Source organism: Methanosarcina barkeri MS, from assembly GCF_000970025.1.
Lineage (GTDB): Archaea > Halobacteriota > Methanosarcinia > Methanosarcinales > Methanosarcinaceae > Methanosarcina > Methanosarcina barkeri.
The window spans coordinates 1,900,342-1,914,931 of the sequence record NZ_CP009528.1 but is presented as its reverse complement, the minus strand read 5'-3'; the positions used below and the strand labels follow the sequence as shown (position 1 = coordinate 1,914,931).

Below are 14,590 nucleotides of genomic sequence, written 5' to 3'. Positions count from 1 at the left end.
ATAGCGCATATTTCAAAGCATCTGAATTTTAATCGTCTTTATGCCTTAAAATCAACTAGGTTTGGTAATTGATAGAAATTAATTATTTATAAATGGCCAATAGTTATTTAATTATTAATATATAATTATTGATATTCAACTAGACTAATTTTATACATCAGATTCAAATGATCTAATTTGTTTATGGGGGTAAAGGATGAAGGTGATATTGAGAATTCCTCTGCTAGTCCTATGCTTAGCTTTTTCTCTTGGATTAACGCAAGCGTAGACTGGTGTATGACTGGAAGTATGACAGGAAATATTACTGAGAATATAATGACCAATAATATGGGTAACGTAACCGGAAGTATAACTGGAACCATGATTTGCAACATGACTGGAATGACTGGAATGCAAAATATGACCGGAAATATGAGAAATATGCCAATGATTGGAATCATAACCGGAAACATAACCGGGGGTCATATAACCACAATGCAGAATATGACCGGAAATATGGGGAATATGCCAATGACTGGACACATTACCGGAAACATAACAGTGCATATGAAGAATATGACAGAAATGAAGAACATGAAAAAATGTAGAAAATGAAAAAATGAAATATGAAAAAATGAAATATGAAAAAATGAAATATGAAAAAATGAAATATGAAAAAATGAAATATGAAAAAATGAAATATGAAAAAATGAAATATGAAAAAATGAAATATGAAAAACAGTGCATATGAAGAATATGACAGAAATGAAGAACATGAAAAAATGTAGAAAATGAAAAAATGAAATATGAAAAAATGAAATATGAAAAAATGAAATATGAAAAAATGAAATATGAAAAAATGAAATATGAAAAAATGAAATATGAAAAAATGAAATATGAAATATAAAATAGGAAAAAATGCAGAACGTGATAAGAACAGAGAAAACTCATAACTAATCTGTTGATTGTGCTTAAAAGCATAAAATTCCAAATATGTTATGTCGGAAGATCACGGTTTCGAGATTAGAAATATGGACTCGTGAGCTTGAACTTAAGAACACAATTCAATATCAATAGAAGGCTATGTACCCAAAAAGTGCAGAACTAAGGATATAATTATTTTCGACCCATATGAAACAGCGAAGAGACACATCATTAAGTGCAATAAGCAAAATATAATATGGGGAATATGGTGGGTATTCAGCATAGCAGTTCCGGGGAAAAAGACTTTGTGGAAGTTCTTGGATTGAAGGAGGAAATCGAGAAAATCCAGTCAACAATTGCTGATTTTGAGATGGGAAAAAAGCTGAATATAGCCATTGTAGCCGAACCTCTTAAAGGAAAAACTACCCTGAGCAGTGAAATAGAGAGAATAAATTTAAACAGGGCAGCAAAAATCACTTTTTCTAAAATTGTCAAGAACAAAAATGAAATTTCCCTCCCGGACGACGCAAAAAAAATTGTAATTCTTGATAACTGTCATTTTCTGTATATGAGAAAACCAGGCGGTTTTGACATCTTTTATGAGTTTTTGGATATGATTAGCTCTCAGAACAGGATATTTGTCACTACCTGGAACATTTATTCATGGAAATACCTAAATGAAGCTTTCGGGCTTGGAAAATACTTTCCGGTACAGATCTTCATTCCTGCTTTTGAAAAGGAAAATATCAGACTTTTTATTCTCAAAAAATATGAAAAAGATGAAATAAAATTTGCTAAAGATGAAGAATCCGAAGAAAAACCCTTTTTCTATATAATAAAATATCCTGTAGAGCTAGCTTCATTAGGTAAAAAAATTTTTATTTCTGCCCCTAAAATAAATATCTCCTATCTCAGGAATCGCTTTCTGAAAAAACAAAAAATCGAAGCTGCTGAGGATCAGGTATTTGAAAAACTTTATCTGGAATCGAATGGTAATCCCGGAATTGCTTTAAGGATCTGGGATCTTGGACTTGACTACCCTCGGATAAAGCCTAAAAATATAGGCATATTTTCGTATGAAGTAGACCTTGAATATGAAGAGGCTTTTACTTTGAACCTTATTCTTTCTTACCAAAGCCTTAAAAAATCTGAAATCACCGAAATAATGGGCTCTATGATGAGCGTAGACAGAATTCTCTACCAGCTTTTAAGCCAGGAACTTATTTTAAAAGATGAAAACGACTCCTATCGTGTCAGGCCTGAAGCCCTGAGCAGCATTACTACATACATGGAAAAACTGAGGCTGGTGTGGTAAATGGTAGACGGGGACACAAGCAGAGAGCAACTTTTAGAAACTTTCAGGTCGATAGATACGCAAACCCTCATAACTATGGCTCTCATTTTTTTAATTGCATATGTTCTTGGCAGGGTCATTACCAGTCTCTTATTAAAACTTTCAGAAAAATTGAGCCATACTGGCAGAATAAAAGTAGAAGTAATTATCCCGATTATAAAATTTGTAATCTACCTCATAGCTTTTTATTTCATCTTTAGAGAGATATTCAAAATTTTCGGACCGGAAATCTTTCTCCTGGCTGGACTTCTGGGCGCAGCCATTGGATTTGGGCTTAAAGACCTTTTTTCAGATATTGTCGGAGGGCTGGTAATTACATTTGAAAAACCTTACCAGATAGGGGATAAAATTTCAATTGGGAATTATTTTGGCGAAGTCACTGATATAGGTCTAAGAGCAACGAAACTGATCACACCTGATGCTAATGTTGTTACAGCTCCAAACAGCCTGATTTTCAAAGAAACCGTTGCCAGTGCAAATTATGGGGTCTCGGAAATGATGGTTGTAATAGACCTGTATATTGCAGGAGAGTCACATGTAGAAACTGCAATGAAAATTTTATGGGAAGCAGTTGTGAGCTCTAAATATGTTTATATCTCCAGAGAAAGACCTGTTGTTCTGCTGCATAAAGCCCTTCCATTCTACACGAGGTTAAGGGCCAAAGCTTATGTCAATGACCTTAGAGACCAGTTCAAGTTTGAATCCGATGTTCACACAAGAGCCTGGGTTGAATTCCAGAAGAATGGGATCAGGGCTCCTCAGCTCCATATTTTGAATATTCCTTCAATAGAAGAAAAGTATGAATCAGAAGCTACAACTCGGAGAAATCTGGGGTCAAATTTGGGACCAAATGCAGGAGATCTTAAAGATTCCAGATAAAAGAGAGTAAATTCACAAAAGTTTTTTCATTGAGTCTTATGACGATGGCTATTGCTTTTGTTTTGTTCAGGCTGAATCATTACATCCAGAGAATTCATAAATGATGATGCCCACTGCTTTTGTTTTGTTCAGGCTAAATCGCTATATCCAGAGAAATCGCTACATCCAGAGAAATCGCTACATCCAGAGAATCATCGATCCATAAGGTCGATACTTGTCGCAGTTCCAACCATTATGTCTTTTTCTTTTTCAAGGGCTTCAAGAATATTTGAGACCAAAAGGTGGCTGATTTCTCTCCTTTTCCTGGGGGCGACTACATATCTCAACCGCATTTCTATCCAATTTTCCTCCATTTTCATATAGAGCTTTGTCTGTACATCATAGGTAGTAATAAAATATTTTTGCCCCATTCGCCGGAGTTCTTTCTGTGCCAGGTTTTCGAACTCTCCTAAAATTGAACCTGCAACATTGAGTACAATCCCCTCAGCTTTTTTCCAGTTGCTCCCATAAATAAGTAGAAACCGAGCTTCATCCCAGATAAAGGAATAATCCCTGGTATAGTTTTTTATCGTCTTATTGAGGGCAAAGCTGTTAGGAATATGGAGAATTCTGCCAGTATATTGATCTGCATCCACCCATTCCCTGATTTCCATTATTGTAGTGTTTATACTCCCTATGTCAAGCACATCGCCTACGTTGTCTTCAACTTGAATCCGATCTCCTGCTTTAAAAGGGTGATACAAAATGAGGAGAATTCCTCCTGCTATGTTTCGCAAAAGGTCTTGAAGTGCAATTGCGACTCCGGCACTGAGAATCCCATAGGCAATAAGCAGGGTGCTGGTTCGCTTGAACCAGATTGCAAAAAGTGCGGCAAAAGCAAGTGCTGTGATAAGGATAGATGCAGTTTTCCTCAGAGTGTATCTGTCTTTGGCAGTCGATACTTTTCTAAGAATAAGATTTCCGGTAACGGAATTTATTATATAGGCCAGAAAAATTACAACTAAAGAGATAAGAAGAGCATCCAGGAGAGCCCGATCCTCGAAGATGTAGAAGTTAGTCAGGTATCGGATATATGCGATAAAAAGGATCAAAATGAGCAAAATAACAATATTCAGTCTCCTGATAACCCTCATGCAGATAAATATAATACCTTTTATATATAAATATGGCTGCAGTCAGTAACCGAGATTCTTTGATGCTTGATTCGGTCAATGTTAGTTTTGGACTAAGAGTTTATCCAAAATGGTTACCTGCTGTAACTTTAACAATAGGCAATATGTAAAACCGGAACGGATACCGGATATTATAGCTCTATTGTGATATTTCAACACGCGTTACTAACTTTTTGGATAGGCTCTTATCCGAAGACGCATATATTTTACTTATTTCGCTTTATCTTTTAAAAATCACTCTCTACGGTCCATTATCTCATAAAGCTTCACTTTCATAAAATCAGTTATAACAAAAGCTGCCAGTGCGTAGATCCAGATAAAACCTGCCAGTTTCCATCCAATTGGAGATATATAAAATCCATACACTGCAACGAGTGTTGCCAGCACTTTTGTAACCACTGCAGCCCAAAAAAGAAGTTTTCCCGGAGGAGGTGACCAGAAATGTCCCCTGTTGCGGGCAATAAATATGGTCAGATGCCCGGCTACTGCAAGCTTCAGAAAAATAAAAGACTGCAGTACACCTGGACTGAGGTAAAGAATCCTGGCTCCAATATAGTATATGGCGAATGAAACAATAACACCTATAATTCCCAGAAAGGTAGACATCCTTACGACTTCACGCATGTTCCATTCTTCTGGAACTTGGGAATATCTCACGTTATCATATGCAATAGCCATTATAGGAGCATCATTGAGAATAGCAAGCAAAACAATCATTATAGCGGTTACAGGATAAAAATTAAACACAATTATTGCAGTAGCAATAAAAAATAGCACCCTTACAGTCTCAGCTATTCTGTAGATGGCGTAGCTCTTCATCCTCTGGAATATCTTGCGGCTTTCTTTTATCGCATTAATAATGGTCGAGAGCCCTGAAATTGTAAACACTATGTCTGCAGCGGATTTTGCAGCATCTGTAGCTCCTGCAACAGCAATTCCAGCATCAGCCATTTTAAGGGCAGGGACATCGTTGACTCCATCACCTGTCATGCCAACAATATGTTCTTTTTTCTGAAGGAGTTCAACGATCTTGTATTTGTGTTCGGGAAAAACCTGGGCAAACCCATCTGCCTTCTCTACAATTTCCTGGGCTTCAGAATCAGATTTTTCTACAAAATCATCAGCTGTAACTATGTTCGTGCCCAGGCCTACCTGGCTTGCTATCTCCTTAGCAATGGAAAGGTGGTCTCCTGTTACCATTTTCACGTCTACGTTAAGGGAGTTTGCCGTCTTTATGGTCTCAGCGGAATCTTCGTGCGGTGGGTCATAAAGTCCAAAAAGTCCTGCAAACCTGTATTTTCTTTCTTCTTCTACACACACTCCCAGGGCACGATATCCTTTCGAAGCCATAGAATTTACTTTTTCTTCTACCTTCTGCCTTATTTCTTCTTTATTGCTTGACATGCCCAGAATAACCTGGGGTGCGCCTTTGGCAATTTTAAACTCTCCTTCGGGTCCTTTAACCGTAGCCTCAGTGTGCTTTATAACAGGGTCAAATGGCGTGAATTTCTCGACTTTATAAGTTTTTATTTTGTCTTCAAGGGATTCCGTTTCTTTCGCTTTCTGGAGGATTGCATTATCAATTGGGTCATTGTCCTCTTCTCTTGAAGCAAGAGATCCATATATCAGAAGGTCGTTTTCGTTGAAGTCTCCAAAGGGCACTAACTCGGATAATTTTAGCTTATTCTGGGTAATTGTACCGGTTTTATCCGAACATAGAATGTCCATTCCTGCCATTTCTTCTATGGAGACCAGTTTGCTGACTATAGCTCCTTTTTTTGCAAGTTCAGTAGCTCCTACAGCCATTGAAACGGACATCACTGCTGGAAGAGCTGCAGGAATTGCAGCGACTATCAGCACAAGCGCAAACTGTAGAGTTTCCAGAAAAGGAGTATGCCTGAAAAGCTCTTCTACAACTAAAACAATTGCAACAATACAGCCTGCAAGAACAATCAGGTAGTTTCCGATATTGAGGACAGCTTTTTGAAAGTGGCTCCTGGTCCGAATCTCGGCCACCAGTTTTGTTGTTGCTCCAAAATAGGTATTCATGCCCGTAGCCACAACCAGAGCATTCATTTCCCCTTTCTGGATCACGGACCCTGAATAGGCAATTCCATCAGATTTTTTCTCTACAGGCAGGGATTCTCCCGTAAGGGCTGATTCATCTACCTGCAGATATTCCCCTTCAAGGAGTTTAAGGTCAGCAGGCACAACATCCCCTGAACGTACACGGACAACGTCTCCTGGGACCAATTCCCGTGCAGGTTTTTGGGTCCATTGTCCGTCTCTGAGTACTCTGGCATTCAGAGCCATTTTCTGTTTAAGGAGGTCAATCGCATTGTCAGCTTTATGTTCCTGCCAGAACCCCACGACCCCGTTTAAGATGAGGAGTAAGGAGATGATCACAAAGTCTTCCCATCGATGGATAACACCTGAAATTGCAGCTGCCACTTCGATCATCCAGGGAATTGGACCCCAGAAATAACTTAAAAATTTTATAAGTGGGTTGACCTTCTTTTCGGAAATTTCATTATAACCATACTGCTTAATCCGGTTTTCAGCTTTCGATGAAGAAAGTCCCCTATTACTTGAATTAAGGTTTTTCAGGACTTCATCTGCAGGCGAATCCTTTATTTCATCGATTTTGAGCTTTACATTATCCCCTATAAATAAACCCCCAATCCGTGTTTTCCCAATATAAAATGCCTAAAATCCAGGCTTATTTTTCCTATTGAGCTCTTCTTTTGGACCTCTTCTTCTGAACCTGTCATTTTTCGCAGTTGTAAATCTGTATCATAAACCCGATAAAATTCTCATTTATAACATAGAAGCAGAAAAAATAAAAATATATGACATAATTTATAATTTATTATTGACCCGGAAACTCTGGATTTCATCTATACTGGCAATTTTTGGCATTGAGCCCAGTATCTCCAAATGATATATGGATTTTACATGCAGCAAGCTAATGCTAATGAAAAAAATAGAGTTGTCTCTGTATTCTGTTTTTTCAAGCTGTTTATTATAAAGCTGTTTGTAATATTTTTCAAACTATGTACAATATTTTTCAAGTTGTTTACACTATTTATTCAAGTAATTTACACTAATTTTCAAGCTGTGTACAATATTTATTTAAGTTGTTTGCAATATTTTTCAAGTTATCTGCAGTATTATTCAAAGCATTGTGTCCCAGGACATTCACGGATATACTGCATAATATCGCTCATTTTTGCACTGGCCATTGCTACAGACATATCTGCACTTCCATAATAAATGCGGAGTTCATCGCCCACAAGGATCCATCCACACGGGAAAACAACATCATTAACGTCTCCAGTCCGCTCATACATTTCACGAGGCCCGAAAACCCAGCCTTCTGACCTATGGAGTACTTTTGTGGGATCTTCAAGGTCAAGAAGAGCAAGTCCGAGCCGATAGCTCTTTTTAGATGTTGTCTGACGTACCCCATAGTACATAATTAACCATCCATCAGATGTTTTCATTGGCGGAGGGGCTAATCCAATTTTACGGGCATCCCACCACCCTCCTTCTCGAGCGTACAAAAGAACCTTATGCTCTCCCCAGTATTTCATATCAGGCGAAAAAGATATCCAGATATTTGCCTTTGCACCTGCAATGTTAGATAGAGGCCTGTGTAACATTGCCCATTTGCCGTTAAGTCTTGTAGGAAAAATAGCAGCATCTTTATTTTCAGGCGGCATGATAGGCCCTACTCTCTGAAAATTAGTGAAATTTTCGGTATAGGCAAGAGACGTTAATGGACCCGAGTCCGAAAAAGCCGTATAAGCTATAGCCCATTTTCCTATTTCATCAATGTAAGTTATACGTGGATCTTCAATACCATATATCTCTTCAGAATAGTATGTTGGATCCGAGGAAAAGGTTGGTTTGGGATCAATTTCCCAACCGTCAATTCCATTCTTGCTTCTAGCTACCGTAAGATGGGAAAAACCTCTATGGTCTTCAACCCGTACCAGTAGTATAGTTGTATTGTCGACCATAACCGCTGCAGGGTTAAATACCGAGCTGACCTTATAAGGCCAATAATCAACTGTAAGTATCGGATTCTTCTTACATCTTACAAATAATTCTCCTTCATCTTTCCAGATCATATTATTCCCCACTCCTCCTGATTTAGAGCCGATCCTAAAATGTATGACGAATTGCAGATTACAATTGGCACATACACAATTTGAATAGTGCTAGATATATGATGATGCTAGATATTATAAACCAATTCTAAATTAAAACACACTCTTAACGACTTAGGATAAGCTCTAAGTTTTAGAATAAGCATTAGAGAGGTAAAAGAAGCAGTTTTTTATCAAAGAAAGCTGGAAAATCCACTCCTCGCCAATTTCCAGCAAAAAACGGAAAGTGGCAGGTGAGAGATGTAGTTCATTCAGTAATCTCAGTAACAATCATTCCATTACCTAAAACTCCTGAGTTTTTTTCATATTTTTAAATGTATTTTAATCTTCCTAAATCTGTTATTCTTGTTCAGATCCGTGTTCCTATATATAAGGCGCCGAGAACTTTGATTCGACGGAGTCTCTATGAAAGTTGTTATATGCGCAGAAAGGAATTATTCTACCGTCTGGTATGGCATAATGTACTCCGCATTTTTTGATTCTTTCAAGATCTATGTTGTATAAATCCTGAAAATGCATTGTTCCGAGGAATAGTGTATTTCTGTGAAAACGTGATGTATTTTCCATATCACCTTTTTTAAGGACACCAAGGATCATCTGGACTACATTTATCGACTTTGGTCCCTTCTTCTCGTCAATGTACCGTGGCACTTGCTTGATGATCTTCGGAAGGGTTAGAATTCTGCTAACTCTTCCATTCATTTCTGAGGTTGTTTCAGCCAGAAATTCAACAAAACCTTCCACATCAAGAAAATTTGTAATTGGGATAAAGTGCCCTTCTTCATAGAAAACGTAAGTTCCAGCACCGCAGTGTGGATGAACTGTCAACTCCGGAATAGGAACTTTTCTCATAGCTGAGAGGAAGCGGCTTAGAGGAACCACAAAAGATACCGGGTACCAGGCATTACAGGGAATCTCTCCATTAGTCTGTTCTTCCGCAAGCTTTATGACGTCAGGTATGGTGATTCTCTTCTGTTCTCTTTGAGACTGATCTATTCTTCCTGTAAACGCAATTGGCTGGAAGTTCACTCCTTTTATAATGTCAAGATTTTCGGCTGCATAACGGATGATCCCCCCTATCTGAGAGTCATTTACACCTTTTGCAAGAGTTGGAACAAGCACAATACTTTCAGGCCCGCAACGTCTGCAATTTTCAATAGCTTTTTTCTTCAAAGACAGAGCGTTAAAGCCCCGAGTTTCAAAATAAGGCTCTGGAGTGATTCCGTCAAAAGCTAGATAAACAGTACGCAAGGTTGCATCTTTTAGCCTTTTGCAGTATTCAGGACTATTAGCAAGGCGAACTCCGTTGCTTGCAAGCTGGATATGTGCAAACCCCAGCTCCTGGGCCAGTTCAATAATCTCCGGAAGGTCATCCCTTACTGTTGGCTCTCCACCTGAAAACTGAATGGCAGAGCAGGGCACAGGTTTCTCATTTCTTAGTGTTTCCATCATCTTTCGGATTTCTTCGAAGCTTGGTTCGAAAACGAAGCCCTTTACTTTTGCATTTGCAAAACAGACAGGGCATTTAAGGTTACATCGATTAGTAACATCTATGTTTGCAAGTAAAGTTCCCGATTCATGATGCTGGCAGATCCCGCAACCAAAAGGGCAGTTTAAAGAACCGGAACTCTTGAAGTTTGAAACCCCTGTTCCTGTATATGAATACTTTTCGAACTTCCAGTAGAGTTCAGCATCTGACCAGTAGACATCCCTGAAACTCCCGTGATCGGGACATTTTTTTCCCATTATTATTTTCCCATTTTCCTCGAAGATCGAAGCTTCAATTACTCTTTTGCATTCTGGGCAAATAGATTTTGTTAGTCTCATGCTTTCACCCTAATTCGAGTAACTATACATGACAGTATACATGACAGCAAGATGCAGCTTTTAGATCATACATTCAGATTTTGGGAGATTTTTTTGAATTTATCCCATAGCTTTAGTTGCATAAAATTTTTAGTTTTGTCCGAGTTATCGGAGTTAACTGTTATAAATTTCAGTTCAGAGATGACTGTAAACGTCTTGTTTTTGCGTAAAACCTGAATCTAAGACTTGTCGAATAAAAGTTAACCAGAGTTAAAGCTCAAAGCTTTGCAGGACGAGATTTTGAATCATAAAAGGAACATAATGGAGATACTTTAATTTGCAAACAGTTCTTAAGCCGCTTTTTCGTCTATCATTTTGTAAAGTAATTTTGTCAAAGTAGCCTTTCCTTTCGACCATTACGAAAAACTATTCTTTTCGTCCACCACTCGAAAAATTGGTTTTTCTTTCCCCCATTTATGGAATAAAGCTTTAATATTATTTAAATTCATGGAATAAATGTTACAGATAACGGGAAATGTAAAAGAGTAGTGTCTAGCCTCTAAATAATTTTTTAAAAGATATCCATGCTCAGGTCTTAGTTTTTAGGCTTTGCGATTGAAACACAAAAAAGGCAGTTGGTTCTAATTGACCCAAAGTCTAAGTATTTTCTAAGTAGATTAAGCAATCTTGGTATAAATATAAGGAATAATAAGTATGAGGCATAGATTTTCACATAGTAGGAACCTGCATAATCTTGATGAAACTGTTGAAATCATAACAAAAGAGGCTGTTGAAATCATAACAAAAGAGGCTGTTAAAATCATAACAAAAGAAGCTGTTGAAATTATAACAAAGTAGTTAATTTTGTTGATCAGACTTCCTCAAAGATGCCGCTTATTTTTGAGTAAATTCCCAATGCTTAAGAATAAAACGGCTTTTGAAAGAAGATTAATAAATGATACTACAGTTTCACCTATATTCGGTTAACTAATTTTACGTAAAGCTTTGAACACCAATTACAGAAACCTTTCCTGACTTCGATAAGGTCAGGGTCACTACAGCTTGCAAATACTCAAATTAAAAACTAGCATTTTTCAGGCATTTTTTTCTATTTTATTTTAACTCCGGTTTCAATCAGACCGAGATCTCTAAGTTTTTTTGCTCCTTTTCCATCTTATCAAAGAACAAATAATAAAGTACAGTAGCAATTACATATAAAACACAGGTCAGAAGGAAGGGAAGACTATAGTAGTTGTGAGCCATCATCAAACCACCTGCATAGGTGCTTAGTCCAACACATGTATAACAGCTCATCCATATCAGGCTGTTCACAGTTGCTCTCTGTTCTTCGCTAACAACTTCCATATTGAAATTGCTCAATACAGGATTTGACATATTCATTATAGCTGACCTCATGATGTATCCGAAAGCAGCTATTGTAAGTACGGATGTAGATGTAAAAAGCAAAAGAAATGGAATTGAAGAGAGCTGAACCAGGGCTACAACCTTTACTTTCCCTAACCATTCAGTAAGTATAGGGACAAATAATAAAGTGAACATCATGACCACTTGAGAAAGAGAAAAGATGAAGCCTATCTGCCTGGAACTTGCTCTAAGGACAATGTCAAAATAAACATTAAAATAGGGAAGAGCCAACCCCCATCCCATACCTATAAGCCCGTTTACCAGAACTAATTTTTGGATCGTTTTTGACCTTAAAGTAGAAGAAAGGGTAGAAAACAGAGCTGGCTTTCCTGGCAGAATGGTTTTTTTGTTTTTTATGAATATCAGAGGTAGCAGGGAAATTAACACAGCAGCTAAAGATGCATATAGTGAGAGCTGATAAGCCGTTGGGCCTGTGGGGTCAATCTTGAGTGAGCTGGTAAAGGTCTGCGGTAGAATGCCACCCGCAAAGTTTCCTATCATGACACCTATAGTGTATAACAGGTAGTACATCGAAAATAGATGCATCCTTTCATAACTCGTTGAGTTTTCAACCATGAACGTAGATGCTGTAACTATTTTAAGTGATGAGGATACCCCATAGAGAATGCTGAAAAAAACCAGCAGGAATGTTGAGGTAGTGGTATACAGGACTGCAAAGGAAAACAGGAGAAGAAGGCAGGACAATAACAATGTGTTCTTTCTGCCTGCCCTATCGCAGAACATGGCCGCAGGGATTGCAAACAGGCCAGTGGATATGGAAACCAGTGAGAGCATGAGTCCCAGGAAATCCTCCCTGAACCCGAGCCTTAAGATGTACAGATTGAAGATTACTTCGTAAATTCCCAGGCTCAAAGAGATGAGGAAAATATATCCTAAGAACAGGCACGCATTTCGACTGAAACAATTTAATTTTGCCCTGTATCCGGCGACCGCACTGATGGTTGCATTTAAAATAAACTTGCTGTTAAATGATGAGTATTTTTTCATGGTAGTTGCTCTGAAGAAATATCAAATATACAGTTTCAGTCGATGTCCTTCTTTTTTCGAAGGTTAAGCTTCAGTCGATGTCCCTCTTATTTCGAAGGTTAAGCTTCAGTCGATGTCTTTCATATCTCTTGGGTCAAGCAGGTCCTTTAATTCGTCCCCAAGGTAGTTGAACGCAAGGACCGTAAGCATGTTTCGTTTTCAGCAATAGAAAGATCTACGCCGTTTACTGCCTTAAACAAACCATTTTCAGTAGGGAAATTCACATACAAATTAAAAATTGTGGGAAATTCTAACTTAAAATCATCCTTTTTTCAGAGGAATACTCTTGAAATCGTATGGAATAGACAAGTTGAGTATAGACAACGTATTCTGCAATGCTCAAATTTCTATCTGAGTGCTAGCACAGCTACATTATAAATCCATTCAGAAATTAATTCTCAGGTAAAGTAACATTCTTACACTTATTCTTATTACCATTTCCACATGCACATATTTTTCGTTATTTTTACTTTTAAGAAGAATTTTATGGTATAAAATACAGTTTAATAGGATTAATTATTAATTATTTATTAATTATTATGTTGAAAGTATACATAAAATACAACCATTATAAAACTTTCGAAATTATCATGTGCCTAGAGATAACAAGAAAGCACTGTCAGGAAAGATTTAGGTAAATAAAGAAAATAATTTAATAAAGAAAATACTCACATATGAAAACCGAGGTTAGGAAAGACTAGGACTTTGATTCCGTACTCTTTGGGAATACGTTTTAGACTTATTCATCATTTTCAGCAGTCCCAATTACGACGACAAAATCCCGAGCAAAAAAGGTCACAGAGTAATAATAATAATAATAATAATAATAATAATAATAATAATAATAAGCTATTTCAAATAATCAAGCTGCATGCTTTTGGCAGACCTCTTTATTCTTTTTTTGACTTTCAAATGCGTAAATTCTATAATTGTTGATATATCTAGAAGTATCAAAGCTTTTTATTTCATAAGTCTCAGCAAACTCCTCCATTAACAATAACTTTCTGTTAAGATCTTCATTTACCATTAAAGATACTGGTAACAGCTTTTCTTCTATTTTTTCTGTGCTAAGATTTTCGAAATCACTGAATTTAATAAGCTTTTTCTCAAGAGCTAGTGAAATTACTGGACTACTGTAATCTCTTTCAACTATTTCTTTTTTCCATGTATTGACTGCATTATTTAGCATTGCTACAACGTCGGCCATATTAAATAGAGCTATTGCTTTTCCAAGCTCTGAAGCATCAAAACTTTCAGAGGACATCAGATCAAGTATGGAGAGAACCGCAACCATTGTGGAAGGACCCTTATTTTGAACAACAAGAGAATAAGGATATGCAATCTTATTTTTGTTCAAAAGATAAGAAAACTCCATTGACCCGGCTACGTTTTTTATTGATAGGAATAACTCACTTTTAAAATCATAGTATCTTGGAAGGGATATTAGATGATTCATAAGAAAATCAGAAAAAATATCAAATGTAATTTTTGTATAAAGATTTTCTTCGTTAAGTTGTGATGGCTTGTAAGTTCCAGATACAATTTTATCCGCACTATAAAGAATACTCAGCATTTCATAACTGAATTTGTCTCCCCCATTCTCTTCTATAAAAGATGCATTATCACAAGAATCATCAACGGCTGTATCCACTAGAGCTAGACATGCTTTGAAGTCGGCAAGTTTGTAGACACTAGAAGAATCAACGCAAGAAAGATGTAGAAATATGTAACTATCATAAAGCCATTTAAAAAGATTTGGCTTTCTGTGAGGGCTTGCAACTTTCTTGTAGCTCGAGTAGTAATTTTCCCACAATGTATCATACTTGGACATT

11 protein-coding genes are annotated in these 14,590 nt (G+C 37.2%); 5 read left to right on the top strand and 6 right to left on the bottom strand.

The genetic code is table 11. From position 1 onward, the window contains the following. Positions 1 to 276 precede the first annotated feature (276 nt). The 4 genes from MSBRM_RS20200 to MSBRM_RS07750 all read left to right on the top strand — a co-directional run bounded on the left by MSBRM_RS20200 (position 277) and on the right by MSBRM_RS07750 (position 3,136). Positions 277 to 594: a hypothetical protein gene (locus MSBRM_RS20200; protein ID WP_141706428.1), complete on the top strand. Its 318-nt coding sequence runs from the start codon at positions 277 to 279 to the stop codon at positions 592 to 594. Between the two features lie 4 nt (positions 595 to 598). Beyond that, entirely contained in the window at positions 599 to 730 is a 132-nt protein-coding gene (locus tag MSBRM_RS21680; protein ID WP_268989049.1) for a hypothetical protein, read from the top strand. A 438-nt stretch (positions 731 to 1,168) separates the two neighbouring features. Then, positions 1,169 to 2,218 (top strand): hypothetical protein, encoded by a 1,050-nt coding sequence (locus MSBRM_RS07755; protein ID WP_230669106.1) that lies wholly within the window; start codon positions 1,169 to 1,171, stop codon positions 2,216 to 2,218. After that, positions 2,219 to 3,136, top strand: a complete 918-nt coding sequence (locus tag MSBRM_RS07750; RefSeq protein ID WP_048155272.1) for a mechanosensitive ion channel family protein — start codon at positions 2,219 to 2,221, stop codon at positions 3,134 to 3,136. A 191-nt stretch (positions 3,137 to 3,327) separates the two neighbouring features. On the opposite strand, the gene MSBRM_RS07745 is transcribed toward MSBRM_RS07750, so the two are convergent. The 4 genes from MSBRM_RS07745 to tes form a co-directional block, all read right to left on the bottom strand. Continuing rightward, on the bottom strand, positions 3,328 to 4,236 hold the full coding sequence (locus tag MSBRM_RS07745; RefSeq protein ID WP_230669104.1) for a mechanosensitive ion channel family protein: 909 nt from the start codon (positions 4,234 to 4,236) through the stop codon (positions 3,328 to 3,330). 306 nt (positions 4,237 to 4,542) lie between these two features. Further along, positions 4,543 to 6,942, bottom strand: a complete 2,400-nt coding sequence (locus tag MSBRM_RS07740) for a plasma-membrane proton-efflux P-type ATPase (protein WP_268989056.1) — start codon at positions 6,940 to 6,942, stop codon at positions 4,543 to 4,545. A gap of 536 nt (positions 6,943 to 7,478) precedes the next feature. Beyond that, a complete protein-coding gene (locus tag MSBRM_RS07730; RefSeq protein ID WP_048118144.1) occupies positions 7,479 to 8,441 on the bottom strand; it encodes a glycoside hydrolase family 130 protein in 963 nt (320 codons plus the stop codon). Positions 8,442 to 8,843: 402 nt separating this feature from the next. Further along, positions 8,844 to 10,307: a tetraether lipid synthase Tes gene (tes, locus tag MSBRM_RS07725; RefSeq protein ID WP_048155265.1), complete on the bottom strand. Its 1,464-nt coding sequence runs from the start codon at positions 10,305 to 10,307 to the stop codon at positions 8,844 to 8,846. Positions 10,308 to 11,000: 693 nt separating this feature from the next. Between tes and MSBRM_RS20195 the strand changes: the two genes are divergently transcribed. Then, the gene (locus MSBRM_RS20195) at positions 11,001 to 11,144 is read left to right on the top strand and encodes a hypothetical protein (RefSeq protein ID WP_155396466.1); all 144 of its coding nucleotides are present in this window, start codon (positions 11,001 to 11,003) and stop codon (positions 11,142 to 11,144) included. Between the two features lie 276 nt (positions 11,145 to 11,420). On the opposite strand, the gene MSBRM_RS07720 is transcribed toward MSBRM_RS20195, so the two are convergent. Both MSBRM_RS07720 and MSBRM_RS07715 read right to left on the bottom strand, forming a co-directional pair. Then, entirely contained in the window at positions 11,421 to 12,719 is a 1,299-nt protein-coding gene (locus tag MSBRM_RS07720; RefSeq protein WP_048118153.1) for an MFS transporter, read from the bottom strand. Between the two features lie 901 nt (positions 12,720 to 13,620). Then, positions 13,621 to 14,589, bottom strand: a complete 969-nt coding sequence (locus tag MSBRM_RS07715) for a hypothetical protein (protein WP_048155262.1) — start codon at positions 14,587 to 14,589, stop codon at positions 13,621 to 13,623. Position 14,590 lies beyond the last annotated feature (1 nt).

Coding starts and splice junctions, on each gene's coding strand:
- MSBRM_RS20200 (WP_141706428.1), top strand. CDS start 277: ATGACTGGAAGTATGACAGGAAATATTACTGAGAATATAATGACCAAT.
- MSBRM_RS21680 (WP_268989049.1), top strand. CDS start 599: ATGAAATATGAAAAAATGAAATATGAAAAAATGAAATATGAAAAAATG.
- MSBRM_RS07755 (WP_230669106.1), top strand. CDS start 1,169: ATGGTGGGTATTCAGCATAGCAGTTCCGGGGAAAAAGACTTTGTGGAA.
- MSBRM_RS07750 (WP_048155272.1), top strand. CDS start 2,219: ATGGTAGACGGGGACACAAGCAGAGAGCAACTTTTAGAAACTTTCAGG.
- MSBRM_RS07730 (WP_048118144.1), bottom strand. CDS start 8,441: ATGATCTGGAAAGATGAAGGAGAATTATTTGTAAGATGTAAGAAGAAT.
- tes (WP_048155265.1), bottom strand. CDS start 10,307: ATGAGACTAACAAAATCTATTTGCCCAGAATGCAAAAGAGTAATTGAA.
- MSBRM_RS20195 (WP_155396466.1), top strand. CDS start 11,001: ATGAGGCATAGATTTTCACATAGTAGGAACCTGCATAATCTTGATGAA.
- MSBRM_RS07720 (WP_048118153.1), bottom strand. CDS start 12,719: ATGAAAAAATACTCATCATTTAACAGCAAGTTTATTTTAAATGCAACC.
- MSBRM_RS07715 (WP_048155262.1), bottom strand. CDS start 14,589: ATGTCCAAGTATGATACATTGTGGGAAAATTACTACTCGAGCTACAAG.